The sequence below is a fragment of the Rhizobium sp. 862_C5_N1_2 genome, from assembly GCF_051811205.1.
Taxonomy (GTDB): domain Bacteria; phylum Pseudomonadota; class Alphaproteobacteria; order Rhizobiales; family Rhizobiaceae; genus Rhizobium; species Rhizobium leguminosarum.
Map to the genome: position 1 here is coordinate 3,555,683 of NZ_JBPWPT010000001.1, position 24,318 is coordinate 3,580,000.

General features: G+C 56.2%; 20 protein-coding genes, 1 tRNA gene and 2 rRNA genes (1 of these 23 running past the window's edge). 12 read left to right on the plus strand and 11 right to left on the minus strand.

What is annotated here, in order from left to right; translation table 11 throughout:
- Positions 1-161: 161 nt before the first annotated feature.
- Complete coding sequence (locus ACD590_RS17795; RefSeq protein ID WP_026188511.1) at positions 162-461, minus strand: hypothetical protein; 300 nt, start codon at positions 459-461, stop codon at positions 162-164.
- Between the two features lie 306 nt (positions 462-767).
- Between ACD590_RS17795 and ACD590_RS17800 the strand changes: the two genes are divergently transcribed.
- Both ACD590_RS17800 and ACD590_RS17805 read left to right on the plus strand, forming a co-directional pair.
- The gene (locus ACD590_RS17800; RefSeq protein WP_018243369.1) at positions 768-1,679 is read left to right on the plus strand and encodes a glycosyltransferase family 8 protein; all 912 of its coding nucleotides are present in this window, start codon (positions 768-770) and stop codon (positions 1,677-1,679) included.
- 132 nt (positions 1,680-1,811) lie between these two features.
- Positions 1,812-2,834 (plus strand): glycosyltransferase family 2 protein, encoded by a 1,023-nt coding sequence (locus ACD590_RS17805; protein WP_018446939.1) that lies wholly within the window; start codon positions 1,812-1,814, stop codon positions 2,832-2,834.
- Positions 2,835-3,022: 188 nt separating this feature from the next.
- On the opposite strand, the gene ACD590_RS17810 is transcribed toward ACD590_RS17805, so the two are convergent.
- Positions 3,023-3,775, minus strand: coding sequence for a Crp/Fnr family transcriptional regulator (locus ACD590_RS17810; protein ID WP_439003115.1), 753 nt, complete (start codon positions 3,773-3,775; stop codon positions 3,023-3,025).
- Between the two features lie 452 nt (positions 3,776-4,227).
- On the opposite strand from ACD590_RS17810, the gene ACD590_RS17815 reads away from it, so the two are divergent.
- Positions 4,228-4,884, plus strand: a complete 657-nt coding sequence (locus ACD590_RS17815) for a sugar transferase (protein WP_439003556.1) — start codon at positions 4,228-4,230, stop codon at positions 4,882-4,884.
- A gap of 151 nt (positions 4,885-5,035) precedes the next feature.
- Here the strand turns inward: ACD590_RS17815 and ACD590_RS17820 are convergent, their stop codons facing one another.
- Positions 5,036-5,332, minus strand: a complete 297-nt coding sequence (locus tag ACD590_RS17820; protein ID WP_439003116.1) for a hypothetical protein — start codon at positions 5,330-5,332, stop codon at positions 5,036-5,038.
- A 947-nt stretch (positions 5,333-6,279) separates the two neighbouring features.
- Complete coding sequence (locus ACD590_RS17825; protein ID WP_026188512.1) at positions 6,280-7,500, minus strand: acyltransferase family protein; 1,221 nt, start codon at positions 7,498-7,500, stop codon at positions 6,280-6,282.
- A 145-nt stretch (positions 7,501-7,645) separates the two neighbouring features.
- On the opposite strand from ACD590_RS17825, the gene ACD590_RS17830 reads away from it, so the two are divergent.
- Positions 7,646-9,964, plus strand: a complete 2,319-nt coding sequence (locus ACD590_RS17830) for a membrane-bound PQQ-dependent dehydrogenase, glucose/quinate/shikimate family (RefSeq protein WP_439003117.1) — start codon at positions 7,646-7,648, stop codon at positions 9,962-9,964.
- A 735-nt stretch (positions 9,965-10,699) separates the two neighbouring features.
- Here the strand turns inward: ACD590_RS17830 and ACD590_RS17835 are convergent.
- Positions 10,700-11,455, minus strand: a complete 756-nt coding sequence (locus ACD590_RS17835; RefSeq protein ID WP_018243376.1) for an SDR family NAD(P)-dependent oxidoreductase — start codon at positions 11,453-11,455, stop codon at positions 10,700-10,702.
- 230 nt (positions 11,456-11,685) lie between these two features.
- On the opposite strand from ACD590_RS17835, the gene ACD590_RS17840 reads away from it, so the two are divergent.
- From ACD590_RS17840 to ACD590_RS17865, 6 genes are all read left to right on the plus strand, one after another.
- A complete protein-coding gene (locus ACD590_RS17840; RefSeq protein ID WP_026188513.1) occupies positions 11,686-12,273 on the plus strand; it encodes a L,D-transpeptidase in 588 nt (195 codons plus the stop codon).
- Between the two features lie 165 nt (positions 12,274-12,438).
- Positions 12,439-12,558 (plus strand): hypothetical protein, encoded by a 120-nt coding sequence (locus ACD590_RS17845; protein ID WP_018243378.1) that lies wholly within the window; start codon positions 12,439-12,441, stop codon positions 12,556-12,558.
- 158 nt (positions 12,559-12,716) lie between these two features.
- A complete protein-coding gene (locus ACD590_RS17850) occupies positions 12,717-13,301 on the plus strand; it encodes a hypothetical protein (RefSeq protein WP_028733235.1) in 585 nt (194 codons plus the stop codon).
- Between the two features lie 51 nt (positions 13,302-13,352).
- Positions 13,353-13,946, plus strand: a complete 594-nt coding sequence (locus ACD590_RS17855) for a protein-S-isoprenylcysteine O-methyltransferase (protein ID WP_018243380.1) — start codon at positions 13,353-13,355, stop codon at positions 13,944-13,946.
- Positions 13,947-13,956: 10 nt separating this feature from the next.
- Positions 13,957-14,742 (plus strand): hypothetical protein, encoded by a 786-nt coding sequence (locus tag ACD590_RS17860; RefSeq protein ID WP_018243381.1) that lies wholly within the window; start codon positions 13,957-13,959, stop codon positions 14,740-14,742.
- Positions 14,739-15,539, plus strand: coding sequence for an SDR family NAD(P)-dependent oxidoreductase (locus ACD590_RS17865; RefSeq protein ID WP_018243382.1), 801 nt, complete (start codon positions 14,739-14,741; stop codon positions 15,537-15,539). The genes ACD590_RS17860 and ACD590_RS17865 overlap by 4 nt, the downstream gene beginning before the upstream one ends.
- Positions 15,540-16,051: 512 nt before the next feature.
- Here the strand turns inward: ACD590_RS17865 and ACD590_RS17870 are convergent.
- The 3 genes from ACD590_RS17870 to ACD590_RS17880 form a co-directional block, all read right to left on the minus strand.
- Positions 16,052-16,834, minus strand: coding sequence for a FadR/GntR family transcriptional regulator (locus ACD590_RS17870; RefSeq protein ID WP_018243383.1), 783 nt, complete (start codon positions 16,832-16,834; stop codon positions 16,052-16,054).
- 196 nt (positions 16,835-17,030) lie between these two features.
- Positions 17,031-18,017 carry a substrate-binding domain-containing protein gene (locus tag ACD590_RS17875; RefSeq protein WP_018243384.1) on the minus strand — a complete coding sequence of 329 codons (987 nt, stop codon included), beginning with the start codon at positions 18,015-18,017 and terminating at the stop codon, positions 17,031-17,033.
- Between the two features lie 48 nt (positions 18,018-18,065).
- Positions 18,066-19,046, minus strand: coding sequence for an NAD-dependent epimerase/dehydratase family protein (locus ACD590_RS17880; RefSeq protein WP_130717684.1), 981 nt, complete (start codon positions 19,044-19,046; stop codon positions 18,066-18,068).
- 259 nt (positions 19,047-19,305) lie between these two features.
- On the opposite strand from ACD590_RS17880, the gene ACD590_RS17885 reads away from it, so the two are divergent.
- Together ACD590_RS17885 and ACD590_RS17890 are read left to right on the plus strand one after the other, a co-directional pair.
- Positions 19,306-20,046, plus strand: a complete 741-nt coding sequence (locus ACD590_RS17885) for an ATP-binding cassette domain-containing protein (protein ID WP_018243386.1) — start codon at positions 19,306-19,308, stop codon at positions 20,044-20,046.
- Positions 20,047-20,086: 40 nt separating this feature from the next.
- On the plus strand, positions 20,087-21,085 hold the full coding sequence (locus ACD590_RS17890; RefSeq protein ID WP_018446950.1) for an ABC transporter permease: 999 nt from the start codon (positions 20,087-20,089) through the stop codon (positions 21,083-21,085).
- 450 nt (positions 21,086-21,535) lie between these two features.
- On the opposite strand, the gene ACD590_RS17895 is transcribed toward ACD590_RS17890, so the two are convergent.
- From ACD590_RS17895 to ACD590_RS17905, 3 genes are all read right to left on the minus strand, one after another.
- Positions 21,536-21,612 (minus strand) — tRNA-Met (locus tag ACD590_RS17895).
- Positions 21,613-21,860: 248 nt separating this feature from the next.
- Positions 21,861-21,975 (minus strand): 5S ribosomal RNA (rrf, locus tag ACD590_RS17900).
- A 242-nt stretch (positions 21,976-22,217) separates the two neighbouring features.
- Positions 22,218-24,318: ribosomal RNA gene (locus tag ACD590_RS17905) — 23S ribosomal RNA — on the minus strand; it runs 779 nt beyond the window's last position.

Sequence of the window (24,318 nt, forward strand, 5' to 3'; positions counted from 1 at the left end):
CGGGATGGCGATCTCGTCAAGCCATCGGCATGTCGGCACTGGGTCGACCTCGGCTGGCCGCGCCGCGTCTTTCAAGGATCGCGTGTAAAAGTGGCCGGTCGGACGAATGCGCTCCGGCAAGGTCATCCGCACAAGGATATGCTGCAGGTTCTATGCCAACATTAGCCTTGCGGGCGCTCAGTGGTGGTCGCGACGCTATCTGCGACGGAATTGTTTTCCCGCAGCCTGGCACTACGCCGCAAAAGCCCCGACAGGAACGCGCCTGCCAGATAGCCGATTTCCATGAGCGCGAGGATGGCGATACCGGAGAGCGCGCCCACGGTCACCGAAGACCCGTCGGCAAAAGCCACGCTGCCGAAGCCGATTGCCACGAGGAATGCAAAAATTGCGAAAGCCCAGGCCCGGATGGCAGCCCCGGCAGCGATCGAAATCACGGTTGCCACGAGCGCGGTGATCAGCATGACAATCCCCCTTCCCTCCGCATTCCGACAAGGGTCCCGGCAGCAATCGTCGTACCGCGAAACAAGAAGTCGAAACACAGCCCTGTGACAGGCAAGGCACTCTTCATGGCGAATATCTCAACAATGAAACACACAAAAGCCGCCGGCAGCCAGACACCGATTCAGCTCCACCGGTCTGGACGCCGGCTATATATACCGAACAGGGCCTTCATATGACAGACCCGTCAGCGCAATTCACAACTGTTCCCTCGACTGGAAAGACAATGCCGATTCATTTGTATTGCGGACAATCGGAAGGGTGATGACATGAACAATCAGTGCGTCGTCTACGTTACGGATGTCGAGTATTCATTTCCGACTATTCTCTCGGCGCTTCAGGCTCGCAAATTCGCAAGCCCCGCGACCGATGTCTGCGTCCTCTTGTCGGAACATCTCGATAATTTCGGGGAGCTGAAGGCCTTGCTTGCAAGGAGCAGTGTCATACTGATCGATGCGACCGAAGCGCTGCAGGATTCGCTCGGCAAACTCGACAGTTCGCATTTCCAGGGACGCATCAGCGTCAGCACGATGGCCAAACTGGTCCTTTGCGAGATCCTGCCTGACAATTATACTCAGATCATCTACCTCGACGGTGATACCCAGATCGTCAGCGATCTCGGTGCGTTCGAAAGCGCCACGGTGCCAGAGGGCCGGTTTTTCGCGGCGCGAGATTATACGGCGATCCATGACTTCCTCGATACTGGAAGCAGCAGCCACTATTTCAACGCGGGAGTCCTGAAATTCCATCGCAACGGCTGGATCGGGCAGGAGGCGCTTGAGCTTTTTGCTAAAAATCCCGAGGCCTGCGAGGGCAAACATGATCAGGGCGCATTGAATTATGTCTGCGGTTCAGCGCTCATCCTCGTATCGAACCGCTGGAACTTTCCCAAACAGTTCCTTCATCTGGTGAACATGTCCTCCTTGTCGATCGTCCATTATATGGCGCATCCGAAGCCATGGCACGGAACCTTCTTTCCATGGACCGATAAGGAAAGCCAGGTCTACGTCGACCTGCGCAAAGCACATCCGATTTACAACTCGCTGTATCGCGGAATAAGCTTCGACCGTAAGATGCTGTATAAATACAGGTCGATACGGGCACGCATCGAACACGCAATTGAGAAAGACGGATCCAATCCTCGGGTCCAGAGCCTGCTGGTTGGCGATTACGCAGTATGATGATGTATGGTTGGTCCGACCTGAATGTCCGCGTGACTGAACTCAGCGTCGCCGGTCGAGCCGTGGATTTGCAGACGGAAGCGCAAGTATTCATCCATTCATTCCAGGAATGGATAATGTTCAGGACAGAATATGAGTTATAGGGCTTCCGCCGCCAGTATCTCGCATTACGTGAAAGCCCGCCTGCGCCGGTCGCTCAAGGCTCGGCAGGTTCGCTATGACCTGCTGCGCAGCGGGCTCAAGCAGGCGCGCCACGTCGTCATCTGCGTCATCCGCGACGAAGGGCACCGGCTGGCCTTCTTCCTGCAGTATTATCGTAATCTCGGCTTCGAGCACTTCATCTGCATCGATAACGGCTCCACCGACGGCACGGCTGAGTTGCTGTCCAGCTTCGACGATGTCTCTCTTCTTTCGGCTCATGGGTCCTACAAGGCGGCGAGATTCGGAAACGACTGGATCAACGAAGTCATCAACCGGCACTGCCGGGAGAAGTGGGTCCTGTATGTTGATGCAGATGAATTTCTGGTCTATCCCCATTGCGACACCCGGCCGATTGATCAATTGACCGCCTATATCGATTCCATGGGCGGCCACTCCCTCCGCTCGGTCATGATCGACATGTACAGCCCGCATCCCGTTCTTGAAAACATCTGCGAACCCGGTCGCAACCCGCTCGAGGTCTGCAATCTCTTCGACCGATCCGGATATGTCGCGCATTTCGACGAACGCAACGGGACAATATGGATCAAGGGCGGCGTTCGCGGGAGGGTCTATTTCCACGACCGGCTCTGGGACGGCCCCGCGCTTAACAAGATACCTCTCGTCTATGTCCAGGGTGAACGTCTGTTTCTCAAATCATCGCACCAGGTCTGGCCACTCTCCCTGAATTTGGGCGACATGCGCGGAGCGCTCGGCGTATCCGGCGCCCTTCTGCATTTCAAGTTCCTGTCGACCTTCGTGCACAAGGTTGCCGACGCGGCACACCTGTCCCAACATACGGAGGAATACACCGTATACTCCTCGGGCAAGGACATGGATGACTTCGTCTATGACGATACGGGCACCTACAGAAGCTGGAAGGACCTGTCCGATCACGGGCTCATACAGGGTGAAGGGTGGAAATACTGGAGGAATGCTTCCGAGAGCGAAATCTAGAGCATGTCGCGCAAATTGCGCGGCCGTTTGGGCAAAACGTCACTAAGATATGGGGGCAAAAACGCCAATTTGGTCTTTCAGCCCTGCTTCGTCCGACTATCAACACCCACAGCCATTCAAACACAGAACCCGCCGGTGGCGGGTTCTGTTGAGGCTTTCTGCTCTTTTGTTTTTATCACCGCGACGTCTCAAGCGAGGGACGTCACACCCTCAGCGTAAGCCTCCAGCGCCTTCCGATTGAGAATGCGGATTTTGCCCTGTGTCCCGTCGACCACTTTGCTCTCGCGCAAACGCCGCAGGCATTGGTTGACCTTCTCGCGCGACGCCGGCAGCGTCGCGGCCAGGTCATGTTGGGAGATGATCAACTCGTCGCCGCTATTCTGCGCATCCATTCTGTACAAGGCAGAAAGACGCAGCAGCGTCCGGGCCAGTCTCTGCCTTAGACTCGATCCGGCGTTGGAAATGATCCGCAGCTCGAGTTCGGAAACGCGCGCCAGTGCCTTCGACAAGATCATCACCTGAAATTGCGGATCGTTCGCACACAAGTCCCGCAGCAACCGACCGTCGAAATAATGCAGTTCGCAGTCCGAGGAGGCTCGATATTCCAGGCTGAGAGACTGCTTGCGCAGCACCTCCAATTCGCCGATCAAGCCACCTATAGGAATGATTTCGACGATGAACTCTCGTCCATCGGCAAGCGGCGTGCTTGCGCTCACCATTCCGCGCTGTACGCGGGCGAACATGTCGATGAGGACACCGGCGCTGGCAATAACCTCACCGCGGCGAAACTTTCGAATACTTGAGCGGCAAAACGGAAAGTCGTGATCCAAATCGGCCCGGCCGCCGTAAACAATACCAACAGGCCCACAAGTAACCGCTTCGCCTATCGGCGCCGCGCCTCCTCTAGTCCTGTTGTCTCTGATGCTAATCGCCCCGTCCATACGCGTAACTCCACGCAGACTAATTGATTTACTGTCTTGAGCGACATTCGTAATGCGTTAAATTATAAAGTCAAACAGTAATATAATAAAAATCTCGTGTTTAAACTATACATAATCATGACGACTCCTCACATTTATATATAATAAAATTCATATTGAATTCTATCCCAAGAAACTCCTTGAAGCTGCGCGACGGTTTTTATACAATTTATGACAATTGCTTACCCGCAGAATAAGTTAACAACTACAAGAGCAATATAAGAATATAAAATAAATCTGAATGACGCCTCCGTTATATATTTCAACAACAAAGGTAATATTTTAAATAGTCAAAATAATTTCTTTAGAGTATAAAGAATTTATTGAAGATTATGACCTCGGTCACAGACATCAAACTTGCATTAAAACAAGCTTTGGCTGTGATTTCTGGGGTTTGTCTAACGGAGACGCGGATGGCGGGAAAAAATCAGGGCGTCAACCCAACCAAACCTTGGCGGGATTTCGCCAGGGCTCGACAGGAAAGGCGTCCATTTAATTCGTCACAATCCCATAGGATCAGCAGAATTCTGAAGCGTGCATTGGACATCATCATTGCGGCAAGTGTCTTATTCCTTCTGTCGCCGCTCTTTCTGTCGGTGGCAGTCATCATAACGCTAAGTGATTGGGGGCTTGTATTCAATTCCCATCGTCGGCTCGGTTATAAGGGAAAAGAGTTTGGTTGCCTCGAGTTTCGTACGATAAGAGCCGACGCAACGGCCAAAGCGCAGGTCACTGTCGTCGGCGGTATTTTGAGACGATCGAGCCTCGACAAGCTTCCGCAATTGATCAACGTGTTGCTGGGTCAAATGAGCCTCGTCGGGCCTCGCGCCATTACCAAAGAAGAGCTGTCGCGTTACGGTGAACATGCTTACGCCTACATGGCCGTCCGCCCCGGCCTGACTGGCCCTTGGCAGACCAGCGGGCGCAACGACGTCAGCTATCAGAATAGAGTTTCCCTCGACGTCGAGTATTTGTCCAAATGGACGCTCGCGCTGGATTTTGCGATCATGGCAAAAACACTCTCCGCCTTGCTGTCCCGGCAGGCCCTACTGCCCAGGGTGGACTCCTAAAGCATGTCGCGCAAAAGCGTGCAGCGGTTTTGCGATAGCGACATGCGTTGGAAATAAAGATCTAAAGCGTGAAGAACAAATCTGAAAGATTGCGCCTCGCTTTAGACATCCTGACATAGCGCAAACACCGGGAATTCTGCCGCCTCAGTCATCATCCATGAGGACGCTTGCCTGTGACATGGGAGCGATCGGCGATGGAGTTCTTTTTCCGGCGCTTTTGATGCCCCCACAATGAGAAGGCGAATAGACCCGCTAGATAGCATATCTCCATCAACACAAGCACTTCGAGGCAAGAAACGATCGCTTCCGTCAAGGAGGAACCTTTTAGCAGGGTCACGGCGCCCAAGGCCGCGACCACCAGAAATGCGAAGGTTGCAAAGGCCCAAGCGCGAATGGTCGCTCCGGCGGCGATGGAGACGGCAACCACGATGAGCGTGCTGTTCAGCATTATTCCGTTCCTCTCTTCACACCTCCTTCAAGCCACCGTCAGCCCTCAATGACATGACAAAACCCAAAGTCAGAACGAAGTCCGATCAAAGTATTTTATCCATTACGGTTAAAATATTGCTAACACCCGCCCAATAACTCGGCTGAGCCACGCCGGAGAATATTCGACTATTCATCCACCACGGCCACTCCATCGTCAAAAACCAAGAAATTCATGGATATAGCGGCTGGAAAGATTTAGGCATCGAAGGCTTATACAGAAGCCGGGGATGCGGTTACGGCATTCTCTTGCCGAACTGAACATTCATTTTTTCCGAAAAAATAAGTTTAGTCATAGGCCAAGAGCCTTTCCTGGTCAGATTGCAGCATTCTGCCGGAGCAGGTTTTCGTCAGGGCAGAGACGATTGGCGAAGGGCATACCTCTTGGTACGTTCGAGCCGATCGCCTCTGATCCTGGCGCAAAGATGCCCGGCCCACCGGCCGCACTGCTTCGCCATGCGAAGCAATAGGTGCGTCCGGCGATTCTAAAGTCTTGCAGATTTGCCCGGCAAATCTGCGGGAGGGTTGGCTGAAACGGACCGGCTGATCGACCGGCCGGCTTGGCCGTAGAGCTGGGCTACGACGCGCGCCGGCCGGTCGACCATCCGACTCCGTTTGAGCCAACAGAATGCTGCAATCTGACCAGGAAAGGCTCTAGGATCAGCGCATATGCGCTCGCCGCGGTCGGGGTCACGCTTACCCGGCAAGCATGTGACATTGACGGTCTCAGGGTTGCGCAACCGCCTACGCAAAACTCGGCCCCTATGACGGACCGGGTGTTCATCAGTGGTGATGGGTCAGGCAACAACGAAACAGGGCTCGCGGCGATGGCGAGCCCTGCTGACCTTGTAGTCGGTTAAGCGCCAGCGATGGAATTGCCAGCCTTGGGTCCGGTATCGACAGACAAGCCTATTTCGAGACTGCGCCGGCCAGTTGCCGTTTTGCGCCGCGTTGGAGCCTGAAGTTTTCCAGCCAGGTGACTTGCTTCCTCAATTTCAGCGCTGGCTTTTCGATGAATCTCCACGAGAAGGCGGCAAAGCAAGTGGCAATGATGCTGCAGACAATGCCGTTCAGCCACCAGTTATGCGCCCAAGGCCCGAGCGCTACGAATGCCTGTTGGATCGGATAGCCATAGAGGAAGACGCCGTAGGAGTAGTCGGCTCCACGCAGGACGCCAAGCTTGCGGGGCGAGGTGAGGCCAAGGAAGATTGTGACATAGCCTATGGCCGGAATCGCAACGAAGTCCCCAAAGGAGGTGAACCAATAGGCCCATAGTATGAATGCCACCGAGGCGAGGAAAATTCTAACATCCCAACGAACCTTGTCCTTGTAGAGATAGAAGGTCACCCCCACAAGAAAAGCACAAATGAGCAGATTGCCTGACGCAGTCGTCGGCATATTCGCCCAATCACTTTCATGTTTCCAATATCTTGCGATACCGAAGCTTATGATCAAGGCCGGCGTTGCGATAAGGGCAATCACCCGCCGCCTGACGACACCGAGCACAAAGAGGACGGCGATCACCGCATAGCACTCAAGCTCGAAGGGCACCGTCCAGAGCTGCCCGTTCACCATCGCGGCATCAGGATTATCCAGGAATACCCCGGGAAGATTGAAGTGAATGTGCCCTGTGACATTCATCAGATATGTAAAGAACTGAGGATCGGTGAAATAGTCACGCAGGTCATACTCTGTATAGATCGCTCCGAGTATAAAGGCAGCCAGCAATACCTCAACCGCAAGAGCAGGGTAGATCCGGATAAATCGGTTACCGAGGAAGGAGATCAATGTCTTCGATCGTTCAAGACTGCCAGCCACCAGGAACCCGCTCAGGACAAAGAACATGGGCAGCACTGACTTAATAACAGGGCGGAAGGGTGACTCCCAGAGAAACAGGTCATCGCCGTACGTAACGCGGGCCGTATGTATCCAAAGCACTGAAAAGGCTAACAGTAATCGCATATAATCGAATCCTGTCGGTCGCCCGTTCGCTTGATCAAGCTTTTCGCCGAGAAACATCTGTGCCCCTTTCAGAAGTATTGACTCGATTTGGAATGGCAAGCCGTTGCTGCAGAGTAGCGGCGGCATCATTGCCGGATCGGGGCCGCGTGTCAGTGACCACAGGTACATCAGGTAAAAATTGAACGAGAGAGCACCCCTCTCCCGAAGACGCATCTCTGACCATCAACCCATGGCCCCCTGTGCTTCCCGAGGTGCCCTGCGACGGTCGGAGTTGGAATCCAGGTGATCGGGCGGCGGATTGGATGAGGAGACTATGAAATTTCTGGCTACCCTATTTTGTCTTGTTCTCGCCTTTATCGGATTGGGGCTGATCGGAGGCGGCGCCTGGCTGCTAAGCCTCGGCGGCTCCCCCTATTACGCGATCGTTGGGCTTTCTTATGTGGTTGGCGCGTTTCTGCTGTGGCGCCGGAAGATATCCGGCAGCCTCATCGTCCTGCTTGTCGCCGTCTTCACCCTTCCCTGGGCGTTATGGGAGTCGGGTCTTAATTTTTGGGCGCTTTTTGCCCGCTTGATGTCCCCCATCGCGCTGGCAGGCTTTGCGCTTCTGTTTGCGCCGTCGCGTTCCCCGAGCGCCAACCGGAAGGTCTTTTATGCCGGCGCCTTGGTGACCGCTCTCATCTTTGTCGCGGGTTTCGGTCTCAGCTTCGTACCGCACGGCGTCATCCGCCCATCCGCCGACATCACCGCCTACAAGCCCGCCACGGGCGACAACGCTCCCTCCGACTGGACATCCTATGGCCGCACTACGGCAGGAGACCGTTATTCCCCATTCGATCAGATCAACCGCGGCAACGTGTCCAAGCTCGATCTTGCCTGGACATATCGCACCGGAAAAAGCGATGGCGCCGATCAGAACACGCCTCTGCAGATCGGCGATACGGTCTACACCTGCACGCCGACAGATGTGATCGCAGCGCTCGATGCAGATACAGGCAAACCCCGCTGGACCTTCGACCCCAAGGCGACGGCGCCTTACTGGCAGCGCTGCCGCGGCCTCGGTTACTACAAGATGCCGCAAGAAGCGCAATCCGCCGATGGTCTTTGCCACGAGCGTTTGGTGCAGACGACGATTGATGCCCGTCTCCTGGAGATCGACAGCAAGACTGGCGTTCCCTGCAAGGGCTTCGGAGACAATGGCACCGTGCAGCTTTCCCAGGGCATGGGCGAAGTCAAGACAGGCTATTATTTCCAGACATCGGCGCCGCTGATTGCCCGCAACCTGATCGTCGTCGGAGGCTGGGTCACGGACAATCAGGAAGTCGGCGAACCCTCGGGCGTCATCCGCGCGTTCAACGTGGTCACCGGCGAACTCGAATGGGCGTGGGATCTCGGCAACCCTGAGATCACCAAACTGCCGCCGGAGGGCCAGACTTATACCCGGGCCACGCCCAACATGTGGACGACGGCCGCATTCGACGACAAGCTCGGCCTCATCTATGCGCCGCTCGGCAATACCACGCCGGATTATTACGGCGTCAATCGTCCTGCTTTCGCCGATCAGTACAACGCGACATTGGTGGCGCTCGATGTGACGACGGGTCGCGAGAAATGGAAATTCCAGACCGTGCATCACGATATCTGGGACTATGACCTGCCGGCCCAACCGGTCCTGATCAACCTGCCTGACGGTAATGGCGCCACCGTGCCTGCTCTCCTGCAGACCACCAAACGCGGGCAGCTTTTTCTCCTCGACCGCCGGACCGGCACACCGCTTGCCGAAGTTGAGGAGAAGCCGGTTTCGCAGGAAGGTGGCGCGCCGGAAGAGAAACTCTCCCCGACACAGCCCTACTCCGTCGGCATGCCGACAATCGGTGCGGAGCGCGTGACGGAGCAGACGGCCTGGGGCCTGACGATGTTCGATCAGCTGGCATGCCGCATCGCATTCCGCAAGATGCGCTACGACGGCGATTTCACCCCGATCGGCACGCAGTATGCGATCCAGCAGCCGGGAAATCTGGGCGGCCTCAATTGGGGAAGCGTATCGGTCGATCTGCCCAACAACCGGGTCTTCATGAACGATATCCGCGTGCCCAGTCTCTTCGCACTCATTCCGCGCGAGGAGTATGTCGACTTTGCCCTCACCACGACGGCGCACGGGCCCTCGGCACCACAACGAGGCACACCTTACGCAATGGCCACCGAAATGTGGACATCGAGGCTCCGCGTTCCCTGCACGCAGCCGCCCTTCGGTACCGTCACCGCAGTGGATCTGAGCACCCGCAAGATCGCGTGGCAGGTTCCGGCCGGCACCGCCGAAGAACTCGGGCCGTTCAAGATCAAAACCAAGCTGCCTATGCCGATGGGTCTGCCGAGCTACGCCGGCACTTCGGCGACTGCGGGCGGCGTCGTCTTCTTCGCTGGCTTCCAGGATTATTATATCCGCGCCTATGACGCCGAGGACGGTACAGAGCTCTGGAAATATCCCCTGCCAGTCGGCTCGAGCGCGACGCCCATGACCTATGTCTCACCGAAAACAGGCAAGCAATATGTCCTGATATCGGTTGGCGGCGCACCCTATTCGAAGGATATCGGCGACTACGTGCTTGCCTTCTCTTTGAAGAGCCGAGATTAGCGAGAGGTTTGCATGATGGAAGAGGTTGGATCGAAAACCTCGCGAAAGCAGCGCGTATCCTGAGTATTCCGACTTCGATTCGGTTGCTGCGCGCTATTTCCAATCTCAGCTACGGTCCGGCACACGCCCCCTTTGTCAGGGGGCTCTCGTTTGGTCATCTAGGAGAAACTTGGTTGCCTGGGGCCTGATTTGCGCTGAGATTTGAAGCTGCTGAAGTCACCAACGGAATGCACGGCAATTATTTCCACCTATCCTTTCGCGCCCTGTGACCACTCGCTCTTCTTCCGCTAGCGGATGATCGCGGCTTCCGAAGGCAGCGACGAGACCGGTGGAAGTTGCCCCTGGCGGCTCGCGCTCCGCACCTGCCGACGGAGCCGGAGATGAACGGCGTATTCGGATACCGGTACATGCATTTGCCACAGCACGCCATCGTTCGCCACGACGACAGTGTGTTCGGCTTCAGTCTGTTGCGCTCCACACCGTCATCCACCATCACGCCGGCCGCAAACTCTCCAACACAATCTACGCCTTCATCTCGTCCCGTTAGTGGCGATGGCCGTCATGTCCGGTCTTGCTGTTCGTGAGAACCCCCAACGTGGCCCCACATGGCGATAGCCGACAGGATCACCGGAGAGGACCGCGATGTCGTGTAAAACACGGGCTATCCCGGCCAGCCACACCACCAGGCAAAATGGAGACAGGTTGGACATCGTCGCATCTTCTCAAGGCCTTTCTTCAGTGAGCGGTATAGGCCCCGTCCACCAAATAGTGCACCCCAGTGATGAAGCTGGCCTGCTCGGACAGGAGGAAACACACAAGAGTCGCGACCTCTTCCGGTTTTCCACGCCTGCCCATTGGTTGAAGCGATGCCATGCGTCGCGTACTCGCCGCCTCAAGATGCTCTGACAAAAGTGGCGTTTCGATCCAGCCGGGACCGACGGCATTTATGCGGATACCCAATCTCGCATACTCCATCGCTGCGACTTTCGTCAGTCCAACAACCCCGTGCTTGGCCGCGGTGTATGCCGCCGCGGTGGGTAATCCAACGGTCCCGAGAGTGGAAGACATATTCACGATTGCACCGCCGCCCAGCTTCAGCATCGCGCCAATTTCGGACTTCATGCAATAGAAGACGCCGTTCAGATTGACGTTCATCACCTTGTGCCAATTATCGAGCGGATAGTCTGCGACCGCTGCGCGCATCCCATCGATTCCCGCATTATTGACCGCCAGATTCAAGCCGCCACATGTCTCGACGGTAAAATCGACAAGTCTCTGCACACTTTCACTGTCACTGACATCGACGACAAATTCACGGGCGCGGCCTCCCTCTGATCTGATTGCGGCGGCAATCGTGTGTGCTGCGTCAGCATTGATATCGGCGACAACAACCTCGGCACCCTCCTCAGCGAGGTGTCGGGAAACGGCGGCACCAATTCCGGAACCTGCGCCCGTTACGATCGCGATTTTTCCTTCCAGGCAAAGCTTCATCGTCTCTGTCCTTGTTGATATGCTAATATTCGATCGGCGCGATTATTGATGCAAGGGGTTTCACGGAAAAATAGAGGGGCATGGTATTGCGCAGCTTGAGATGTTGCCAGTGTTGCGAACTCATCCTCCACAGAGTTGAGTGTCTTTATCAAAAGATGTCGCAATCTAATTTGGAATGAACGGGCTAATTTGGAATGAACGGGATCGACGGAGTTACTTGGCAGGTGGAAATGGACAAACAGCATATTACACGCCGGGGGCTCGTGCTGGGGAGCCTGGCTCTGATGCTTTCTGGATGTACTTCGGGCGATGGGCCGCCACTGGGCTACCGATTCGCGAGGGATCCGGATGCCGATCCCCGCTATCGACGACAGGAGGTCGCGTATACGGGGAGTGAACCGCCCGGAACTATCGTCGTCGATACGGCGAGCCGCTACCTTTACTTCGTGGAGGCAGACGGACTGGCGACTCGCTATGGCGTTGCCGTCGGTGAGGAAGGACTGAGTTTCAAGGGCGAGGCTACCATCGGCTATAAGGCAGAGTGGCCTTCGTGGAAGCCCACCAATGACATGATTCAGCGCAAGCCCCGGCTGGCCAAGTATGCCGATGGGATACCGGGAGGACCGCTCAACCCTCTCGGTGCAGCGGCCCTCTACCTCTACCAAGGCGGAGAAGATACCCTGTTCCGGTTGCACGGAACGAATGCCCCCTGGTCGATAGGCCGTGCCGTTTCGAATGGGTGTATTCGCCTGACGAACACAAACATCGTCGACCTCTACTCCCGTGCACGCGTAGGCACGCGCGTGGTTGTCATCTGATGGTGTTTACCATTTGAAATCGCGGGGTTGGCCATAGCAATATGTATCTGCTAATGTAGATTCGTTGCATGTTGCATCATGTCTGCCCTATCCAGGGTACTGATTGTCGCTAAACTTTAAGGTGTAGCCTGAAAGGCTATTCCATGATGAGGAGAGGACTTCCTGATGAGCAGAATTCTAATTGTAATCGTTGCGATGTTTGCGGTGGCCAATCTGAGTGCTTGCGGGTCGATTGGCAAAGGCAAGGGGAAGGCCCCACCGCCGGCAGAAGCAGTCTACAAGTAGCATATCGGGTTTGATTCTTAGGAAGGGTCACATAGACCCTTCCTCTTCTTACATAAACCGCCAAGCTGCGCTCCTTCGTAACTCACAGCGCAAGAGTGGCATTTTTATATGCTGACTTCGGGCTCGCATTCGTCAGGGCCTGCATATGGAGCTTAGTGATGGCGCTTGGAAGAGGCGGTGTGTCGCTAGTTGTTATGTTGGCGTTCGTGGCATCGTCATGCCAGACAGAAGACAAAAGGCCTTTACCGCATTATACATCCAACGGCAGAGGCGTAGCTCCAACCAATACGGCTGAAAACAAATCAAATCGGCATTTCATCGAATTCCGCTCACGCTATGCGCTGACCTACGGCCACACCTACGTCGTTTTTGGGCAGGCGGATAAAAACGGAAATATGATCAATCCCGAAGTTGCAGGGCTTGCCCCAGCTTCTCCCGATGCCGCGCAGTATGTAATAGGCCACTTCATACCGGTTCCGGCCTCGACCGGACCAACGGATGGTGACCTGGAAGAGCAGTACAGATCAGCAAGCTGGCGTGTGATGCTGAGTGATAATGAATATAACGACACAGTTGCGTATATACGCAAACTGCAGGCAACCTCTCGTCTCTGGGAGGCATCGGTATACAACTGCAATGCCTTTGTGGCGGATATCGCACGGCACATGGGTTATAAGGCGCCCAGCATTTGGCTAAGGCCGCAACAGTTCATTACAAACCTTCGGGAGATGAATACAGGTTGATTACCGGGGCATCCAAGAAGGCAGATCATGGAAAGGTTCTGGTGACTTGATTTGAACTTATCAGCAGCCGTCGTCGGCGAGGGCGTCTGGGTTCTCGGAATTGTTGCCTGGTGCATCATTCGATACCCATTTGAGCGTCGCGCAAAGCGAGTGCCGGTCGTCAGTAAACGCCGTACCGGTTCGGAGGCGGTCGGACTTGCGGCAGCCCTCGCAGGACTTGCGATCGTGCCGGGATTTTACGTCGCGACCGGCATCCCTGAGGCAGCCAACTATACCGCCCATTTGTGGGCCGTCGTGATCGGGACAATACTCTTCTGCGCCGCGATGTGGGTCTTTCGAAGAACCCACAAGCAATTAGGACGAAACTGGTCGATTACGCTGGAGATCCGCCAGCAGCACGAATTGATATGCGCTGGCCCGTACGCCCTTGTCCGCCACCCCATGTACACGTCGTTCCTTTTGATGGGGCTTTCACAAGTGTTTCTGCTGCCGAACTGGGTGGCAGGCATGGCGGGCCTGATCGGTTTCACCGTTCTATTCTTCCTAAGGGTGGACAAGGAAGAACGTATGATGCTGGAAGTTTTCGGTCCGCAATATCAAGCGTATATGGCGAAGACCAAGCGCATCATCCCTTATCTTTATTAGAGGTGGCAAGATGAGAGGCCGAACGATCAAGCTCTCGGCATCGCGACGCCTTGTCGGAGATCTGATGAGATTCTCGATCGGGGTGCCGCGTGTGACGGTCCAGCGGCAAATGAACGTTCGGCCCCTCCTGGATGCAAGAGACGGAGCGGATGCCCGGCCGTCCTGGACGGTGCTTTTCTTGAAGGGATACGCTCTGCTCTCTCAAGAAATTCCTGAATTGCGGCGCGCTTACATCAAGTTTCCGTGGCCACAGCTCTATGAATATCCGGCCAGCGTGGCCTCCATTGCCCATGAGCGCGAGCATGACGGAGAACGGGTCGTTCTGCTGAGCACCATCAAAGGTCCCGAGCAACGCTCAATCCCCGAGCTGGAGACGCTGATCCGTTCAGCGAGGTCACTTCCGGTTCTGGAGATCAAGGAGTTTCGGCGCTCTCTGGAGCTTGCTCGCGCACCTGCCCCTGTGAGGTGGCTGCTCATGTGGCTCGGACTCAATATAGGACGGAAGCGAGCGCGCTATTTCGGCACCTTCCAACTGTCTGTCTATTCGGGTCTCGGAGCGGAGTCTCTCAACCCTCTCAGTCCGCTGACCACACTTTTCAACTACGGCCCGATCGGCGAGGATGGATCGGTTACTGTCCGCATTCACTACGACCACAGGGTTATGGATGGAGCGAATGTGGCACGGGCATTGGAACGATTCGAAAGGATCTTGAATGGCGAGGTCACCGACGAAGTAAATAGCCTCGTCCACAGGGGAGCCGCGACCATCATGCCGTCGGTAGGAACATCGAAGTGACCCCGCACAACGAGTTCCGTTCGGCTGTCGTCGTGGTTGGCGGTTCCCGCGGCATTGGACGAGCAATCGCAAAGGTTGCCGCACGCGACCGCAACGTCGTCGTGCTCATCGCGCGCTCGCCTGAAGGCCTCACCGCTGCGGCGGCCGAGGTACAGCAGGCCGGCGGTGAGGCCTTCACGCTGGAGCTGGATCTGCTTGCAGCCGACGCGTCCGAGCGTCTTGAGGCTTTTCTAACCGCCAATGATTTGGTCTGCGGCGTGCTGGTCAACAGTGCCGGGTATGGCCTGCGAGGCGCAGCAACATTACTCCCCCTCAACGATCAGCTTGGGATCGTCGATCTCAATATACGCGCCCTGACGGACTTGACCCTTCGCTTCCTGCCCGGAATGCTTGCGCGCGGACGTGGCGGCGTGATCAATCTCGGCTCTATAGCGGGTTTGTTTCCCGGGCCGTATATGGCGTTGTACTACGCAAGCAAGGGTTTCGTGCACTCTTTTTCGGACGCGCTCCATCAGGAAGTGCGCCGCTTTGGCGTTACGGTGACATGTGTCGCGCCCGGACCGGTGTCCACCGAATTCCTCGAAAAGGCTGGCGCGAACCGGGCGGCTCTCTTCAAGATATTGCCCAAGTTGGACGCTGAATATGTCGCTGAGCGGGCCTGGAGAGGATTCAACTCGGGCCGTCGCCGCGTTGTCCCTGGCATTTCAGCCAAGTTGCTCACTCTTGTCGCATTCTTGCCGACCGCGGCTGTCCTCCCCCTCATCGGTCGCCTGCAGCGCAGAAGCAAAGATCCCTAACGTTGCGGTTCAGGGAATAACCTTGAGGTATGTTGCCAGAGCCGGTCTCCGGCGTGATGCAAGCCGATTCCGAGCCCGCAACGGGCGCGAAGAGGATGCAAAACGGATGCCCATTCCGATCGTCCTCCAACTTGTCGAGAAACGCCTGATCGGCGAGACACCCGCCATCAGCCGGGGGCGTTGCAGGTGCGTGGCCTCATCGCCAGCATCGTGGCCTCCATGGAAGTTCTCGATCTGATGACCTGGCGCAATCTTGCCGAGGTGCGGAACGATCTCGAAGAAAGACCGGCCTCAGGGAACTCAACCCGGGCGATCACCGGACATTAGACGCAAAAAACCCGCTTGATAGCGCATCTTTTGTGGATTTGGTTGCGGCGGACTGAAACTACGGAGGCCTGTAATTTCAATATTTATAGACGACCTCCGAAGCGCGGATCCGCTTTGCGTTACATCCGGAGTCGGCGAAGGTACCACGCGGGCCTAGCAGCCTGAGCCGGGCTGGATGCAGACTTCTATCGCGACCACCGTGCTATGATTTGATCGGTATTTGCCAGCACCTTGCGGACTGCGTTGCGCGCCATGTTCGGCCGTTGCAATCGGATGCTTTTCTCAATATTTTCATGAAGCTTCAGCGCATATCGCAAGTTGTCTTCCTCCCGCGTGACATGGGCGAAGAGGTGGTTCAGCGCCGATTCGATCAATACGCCGAGCGGCACCAGCAGATCATTTCCGGAGGCGCGCAGGATCGCGATGTGAAATCGCGCATCGGATTCCGTTCGCTGCTGGAGCGATGTCGCCTGATCCATGTCATGCAGGGCCTGGCTGATCGCATTCATCTGCTCTTCGGTTCGGCGTTCCGCAGCAAGCGCAGTCGCTTCCGGTTCGATCATATGCCTGAGTTCTTGCACGGCCCTCAGAAAGGATTCCCGATCGGGAGATGCGGCATACCAGCCCAAGACATCTCTATCCAACAGGTTCCAACGTTCCTTGGGCTCCACCCAGCTGCCGATTTTCGGACGAGAGGAAAGCAGGCCCTTTGCCATCAACATCTTGATAGCTTCGCGAACCGCCGATCGGCTGACGTCAAAGACTTCCGACCATTTTGCTTCATTTGGCAGAATCGTGCCCGGCGGATAATCGCCGCGCACGATTCGCAGACCGATCTCGCCCGCTAAGGACACATGCACACTCGCCCCAGTCATGCGGGGAGCATTTGGGCGCCTTGTGGTGGCCGAGCGGTCAACCGCCGCCACCTCGACCGGAGCCGTCGGCTTTCCCGATTTCTTGTCAGGCATTTATTTCTACTGCCTCAGCATTCTTTCGACTGTCTGCACGTATGATCAAAACAATCGTAATAACGAGGAAGTCGCCTGCGATTGACCCTGCGCAAAAAGCGCGGAATCCAAGGCACGTCAAGCCTGCGGATCTTTCGATCCGTCTCGTGCGGAGAGTCGGCGGCACCTGTGAACCGAGTGCCGCCAAACGTTGAACCTACTTTTGAATGCAGGTATCGACTGTATCCTTCGTGCACTCATCGAGCCCGGTGAAGACTGGATCTTCGACCGGCTTGCCGGCAATCAGATCCATCATCACCGAAGGTGCCTTGTAGCCCATCTCGAATGGCCGCTGGCCGACGAGCGCAGTCACCAGACCTTCCTTCGCAATGGCAACCTCGTCGCCGATCGTGTCGGCCGCACCAATGACGAAATCATTGCTAGCGATCTTCTCGGCCATCGGTTTGAACAGGTCGCGATATGGTTGCGGCGCACCGAACAATGGCCAGCCACCCATAATACCGAATGCGTCCAAGTCGGGATTGGCCGCGAGAATATCGGTCATTGCCTGAACACCCGCGGCACCGTTGTCATTGGTGAACACCGGGCAGCCGGCAACCTCGGTCCAACCACCCTCGCCTTTCAGCGCGGTCAAGCCCTTCTGGCCAGTGAGCGTGTCGCGCATCCCTTGTGCGCGGCGTAGAATATTGTCTGCTCCCGGATTGCCTTCGATCGTGCAGATCTTACCACCCTTCGGCTTGGCCTTCTTGATGTACTCCCCGATGCGGGCGCCCATCAGATAATTGTCGGTGCCAAGATAGGTCTTGCGCAAGGCTGCATCCTCGGCGGCAAGATCGGCATCGAGCGTCATCACCGGAACCGTTGGATTGGCGGTCTTGAGGGTTTGGGCGATGAGCTTCGCATTTGACGGCGATATTGCGATTGCAGCCGTGTCTGCCTTGCCCAACATATCCTGAACGATCTGCGCTTCGCCGGCTTCATCGGATGTCGATGCCGGGCCGGTGTAGAAGCACTCGTATTCCGCCGTGGGGTTCTCTTTGTTCCATTTCTGGCAACCTTGATTGATTGCTTCGAAGAACGGATTGTCGAGGCCCTTGACGACGATGACGAGTTGCTTCTTGGCCAAGGCCTGCCCGGCGGTGAGTGCTAAGACTGCGGCTGTAAGTAGTAATGCCTTCCTCATAGTTTCCTCCCTTGAAACAGACGGACACCGCGTGCCCGCCACACGAAATCAACCCGGATACCAGACGATGCGAGGCTCCTCCTTCGAACGCTCGTATTGCCAGGCTGAGTCGATAAGCATTTCGAGATCGTAGTTTGGCCGCCAATCCAGCAGGTATTTCGCTTTGCTGTTGTCCATCCAATTGGAATGGAAGCGGCTTGGTATGTCGATGGAGCCGAGATTGCGCGTGCGCAGGAGATAGGCGGCGACTTCAGCATAGTCGACTGGTCGATCCATGCAGATATTGAAGAGTTGCCGCTCTGCCCGGGGGTTATCGATCGCTGCCAGTATTGCCGAGACGAGGTCGTCGACATGCACGAAATTGCGTTTCAGCGGACGCCCGTCGGCATCGAGCAGCAGCGGCACCGTACCCATCGCTGCATAACGCCGCGCCGCGTCCTCCGGAACGAGCGTCTTCCAGTCTGGGCCGCCAAAGACGTCGTCTCCAAAAGACAGCGAATACTTGAAATCGTCCTTTTCCATGATCCAGGGCGCGCGCAGACAACACCCATTGAGGCCGTACTGAATGCCAAACTGCTCCAGCATGACCTCTTCCAGGACTTTGGAGAGCGCATAGCTTCCCGGATAGGCAGAATGGCGGGCGTTCTCGGTGATCGGGCCGTCGTGGCGACGGTGGAAATGTCCCACCCCCGCATCACCGCCGATCAGGATGAACTGGCGTGCCGTGACGCTCGTACGGAACTCCTCGAGCAGCCAAAAGAGACCTTTGACCGTGACATCCATGATGTCTTCAGGCGTTTCCTTGCATGTGGCGAGATGCACGACATGGGTAACCGCATCCAGCGCCGCTGCCACGACATCGCGATCGGCGATCGAGCCCTGGATGACGTCGACACGGTCGGTCGCCTCGTACAAACGATTATGACAAAGCGCACGAACACGGGCTTTGGAAAATCTCGGATCGTCAAGCAGCCCAGCAATGAAGCGCCGCCCGACCTTGCCCGTCGCACCGGTAACAAGGATTAGCATGCTCTTTCTCCCCCATTGATAGCTAATATCCGGGCGCCACTCTCGTCAAATGATATTTGTCTGACAAAACAGATTTTTGCGACAATAAGGTCAATGGCCCGGACAATGAGTTGACGCTGTCGCAGGGTTTTGCGTAAATGCTCCCAATCGTTTTTCCTGGGAGGATATTGGAAAGGCGAACGCGCCGGAGCCTTGCGTCGAAGACAAGCAGGGTTGGGAGCGATGGATAGCCCGCAGGTTTTGGGAGGCGCGGAGGCTGGTGGCGGTTCTTGAGCTCAGCAATATTTCCAAACATTTCGGTGCCATCCAGGCAGTCAACGATGTTTCGTTTTCGCTCGAAGCGGGTCAGGTTGTCGGCCTCATGGGCGACAACGGGGCTGGCAAGTCCACACTGGTGAAGATGATTGCCGGCAACTTTCGACCGAGCCATGGAACCATGCGGCTCGACGGCGCCGATCTCGTGCTTCATCAGCCGAAGGAAGCGCGCCAGCATGGCATTGAGATCGTTCACCAGGACTTGGCGCTCTGCAACAATCTGACGGCGGCAGCCAACGTGTTCCTTGGCCGAGAATTGCGCCGCGGGGTATGGCCTCTTCGCATCCTCGACCACAAGAGCATGTACAAGCGCGCCAGCGAGATATTTCGCGAGCTCAAATCCGAGACGCGGGCCCGCGATCTCGTCAAGCAAATGTCGGGTGGCCAGCGGCAAGCGGTAGCGATCGGCCGCACGATGCTGTCTGAAGCGAAAATCGTATTGATGGACGAGCCGACAGCAGCCATTTCCGTGCGCCAGGTGGCTGAAGTTCTGAATCTGATCCGCCAATTGCGGGACCGGGGTATTGTCGTTGTCCTGATCAGCCACCGCATGCCCGACGTCTTTTCGGTCGCCGACCGCGTGATCGTGATGCGGCGAGGCAGAAAAGTAGCCGACAAGCAGATTGCGGCAAGTTCGCCGGAGGAAGTGACGGGACTGATCACCGGCGCCATCGAACAGGTGTGATCGATGCTATCCGTTGCAACAGGAAGGAAGAAGGTCGACGATGGCGATTACACTTGACCAGACGATCGGACAGAAGCAACGCAGCTGGCTTGCGACGATCATGGGCGGCCAGACATTCTGGGTGCTGATTGCCGTCATTCTCGCCTGCATTTTTCTGTCGATGGCGACGGACTCCTTTGCAACGGCGAAGAACATCTACAACATCACCCGCAACGTCACTTTCGTCGCCATTATCGCGCTAGGCATGACGCTGGTCATCATCACCGGCGGCATCGATTTGTCCGTTGGCTCCGTGCTTTGCCTGTGCAGCATGGTGCTGGCGGTCGTCATGCATGCGGGATACAGCATTGAAGTCGGCATCGCCGCCTCAATCGGTACTGCTCTTTTGGTCGGAGCTTTCAACGGTGCATTGATTGCCTATCTCGGCTTCCCACCTTTCGTGGTCACGCTCGGCATGTTGTCGATTGCGCGCAGCCTTGCGATGGTTGCGTCCAACAACACAGTCGTTTTCCAGTTCGGACCTGATCACGACAAGCTACTGGCGCTGGGTGGCGGCGCCTGGGTTTTCGGCATCGCCAATCCAGTGCTTTACATGGTCGTGCTGGCACTCATCACCGGTTTCGTGCTGCGCTGGACCAAGTTCGGCCGCTATGTCTTTGCCATCGGCGGCAATGAGCACGCCGCGACACTGACGGGCGTTCCCGTGCCGAGGATCAAGGTCATCGTCTATATGATTTCTGCCCTGTCCGCGGGGGTTGCCGGCATCATTCAAACCGGCTGGCTCGGCGCCGTCACCACAAACATCGGCGCCGGAATGGAACTTCAGGTCATTGCCGCCGCGGTTATCGGCGGCGCCAATCTGGCTGGCGGCGTCGGCACCGCCTTTGGAGCCCTGGTCGGCGCTGCACTTATCGAGGTCATCCGCAACAGTCTTGGCCTGCTCGGCATCAACGCATTCTGGCAAGGATGCTTTATCGGTGGGGCAATCGTGCTCGCCGTCCTCTTCGACAGACTTCGCAACTTGCGACAGGGCGAGTAGAAGAAGCGGGCCCTTGAGAGCACGCTGGTCTTGAGTTTTGAGTGAGTGACCGGATTTGTTAGATTGTCCCGAAGCGGGTCCTAGATGTACCGTAGGCTAGACGCAAAAAAGCCCGCCGGAGTGGCGGGCATTTGTGTGTCAATGTTCGTATATTTGGGATTTTGGTTGCGGGGGCAGGATTTGAACCGTCCTTCGGACCCTTCAGGTTATGAGCCTGCCGAGGCGAGGCGGATAAGCAATCGATCCAGTGAATCGATTGCCCGCCGAGCGGGCTGCTCCACGAGGAGCGTTTTGATTTTTGGAAGGAACGGATTGGTTGCGGGGGCAGGATTTGAAGTTTCTGTCCCGCTGCGTCGGCTTCGCCTTCTTGGCGGGCCCCTGAGGAGGCGTTAAATCCTCGACCCGTTACGAGATACACAAAAGCCCGCACGAGGCGGGCCTTTGTGTATCTGGTTGCGGGGGCAGGATTTGAACCTGCGGCCTTCAGGTTATGAGCCTGACGAGCTACCGGGCTGCTCCACCCCGCGTTAATGTATTCCGAGCTGTTTGAGCCCGGGAGCGCTGTCAGGCGTAGCCTGACGAGGTGAGGCCGTGAAGGAATCGATCCAGTGGATCGATTTCAGGCCGAACGGGCTGCTCCACCCCGCGCCATGAGCAAATCGCTGGGATTTGCTGGTGTATTATAACACGAAAGGCCGCTTTGTGAGCGGCCCTTTTGTTTCGGCTTTGGGCCGTTTGTTTGGTGATGAGAAGATTGATTAGTTGCGCTTTGCAGACCTGGCAGCGACCTACTCTCCCGCGTCTTAAGACGAAGTACCATGGGCGCAGGGGCGTTTCACGGCCGTGTTCGGAAAGGGAACGGGTGCAGCCACCCCGCCATAACCACCAGGTCGGCAAAGCGCAACTATATGTTTTGAGAAGCTGGCAGGCATTAGCCTGTTTTCTTTTTTTGAACACGTCTTTGGAACCTCTTCTGACTGCGGATGCTTGTGGCACCCATACAGGCCAGAGGCCGTCGCGCTTGGTAGCGCGGGCCGTCCGCAGCGCCATTGGCGCGTCAGGACAAAGGTCTTGCATCATCGATCCGGACGACCGCTTTGCGGTCGCCTTGAGATGAGCATAGTCAATGAGAACGATCAAGCCGATCGAGCTATTAGTACCGGTAAGCTTCATGCGTTGCCGCACTTCCACACCCGGCCTATCAACGTGGTCGTCTTCCACGGCTCTGATAGGGAATACTCGTTTTCAGGTGGGTTTCCCGCTTAGATGCCTTCAGCGGTTATCCCGTCCATATATAGCTACCCTGCTATGCCCTTGGCAGGACAACAGGTCCACCAGAGATATGTCCATCCCGGTCCTCTCGTACTAGGGACAGATCCTGTCAATATTCCTACACCCACGGCAGATAGGGACCGAACTGTCTCACGACGTTCTGAACCCAGCTCACGTACCGCTTTAATTGGCGAACAGCCAAACCCTTGGGACCTGCTCCAGCCCCAGGATGCGATGAGCCGACATCGAGGTGCCAAACAACCCCGTCGATATGGACTCTTGGGGGTCATCAGCCTGTTATCCCCGGCGTACCTTTTATCCGTTGAGCGATGGCCCTTCCACGCGGGACCACCGGATCACTATGACCGACTTTCGTCTCTGCTCGACTTGTCAGTCTCGCAGTCAGGCGGGCTTATGCCATTGCACTCGACGACCGATTTCCGACCGGTCTGAGCCCACCATCGCGCGCCTCCGTTACTCTTTCGGAGGCGACCGCCCCAGTCAAACTACCCACCATACACTGTCCCGGACCCGGATAACGGGCCGCGGTTAGACATCCATGACGATAAGGGTGGTATTTCAAGGATGGCTCCACGGAAACTGGCGTCCCCGCTTCAAAGCCTACCACCTATCCTACACATGCCGACACGAATGCCAGTGTAAAGCTATAGTAAAGGTGCACGGGGTCTTTCCGTCTGACCGCAGGAACCCCGCATCTTCACGGGGAATTCAATTTCACTGAGTCTATGTTGGAGACAGCGGGGAAGTCGTTACGCCATTCGTGCAGGTCGGAACTTACCCGACAAGGAATTTCGCTACCTTAGGACCGTTATAGTTACGGCCGCCGTTTACTGGGGCTTCGATTCAAAGCTTGCACCTCTCCTCTTAACCTTCCAGCACCGGGCAGGCGTCAGACCCTATACGTCGTCTTGCGACTTCGCAGAGCCCTGTGTTTTTGATAAACAGTCGCTACCCCCTGGTCTGTGCCACCCCATAATAGTTGCCTAGCATGGGGTCACGCTTCTTCCGAAGTTACGCGTGCAATTTGCCGAGTTCCTTCAACATAGTTCTCTCAAGCGCCTTGGTATACTCTACCTGACCACCTGTGTCGGTTTCGGGTACGGTCTATACGGTGGAGCTATTTCCTGGAACCGCTCCGCTGCCCATCCAATCCAATTAGAATGAACAACTTGTGCAATCCGTCACTACCACCAGGCCCACGAATATTAACGTGGTTCCCATCGACTACGCATTTCTGCCTCGCCTTAGGGGCCGGCTAACCCTGCTCAGATTAACTTTAAGCAGGAACCCTTGGTCTTTCGGCGAGAGGGTCTCTCACCCTCTTTATCGTTACTCATGTCAACATTCGCACTTCCGATACCTCCAGGAGCCCTCACGGGTCTCCCTTCATCAGCTTACGGAACGCTCCGCTACCACTTGCGATTGCTCGCAAATCCTCAGCTTCGGTGCATGGCTTCAGCCCCGTTACATTTTCGGCGCAAAGACCCTTATTTAGACCAGTGAGCTGTTACGCTTTCTTTAAATGATGGCTGCTTCTAAGCCAACATCCTGGTTGTTTTGGGATCCTCACATCCTTTCCCACTTAGCCATGACTTGGGGACCTTAGCTGGAGGTTAGGGTTGTTGCCCTTTTCACGACGGACGTTAGCACCCGCCGTGTGTCTGCCGAGTAGTACTCCCCGGTATTCGGAGTTTGGTTAGGATCAGTAAGACGGTGAGTCCCCATAGCCCATCCAGTGCTCTACCCCCGGGGGTATTCGCTCGACGCTCTACCTAAATAGATTTCGCGGAGAACCAGCTATTTCCGAGTTTGATTGGCCTTTCACCCCTAGCCACAAGTCATCCCAATCTATTGCAACAGATGCGGGTTCGGTCCTCCAGTTGGTGTTACCCAACCTTCAACCTGCTCATGGCTAGATCACTCGGTTTCGGGTCTAATGC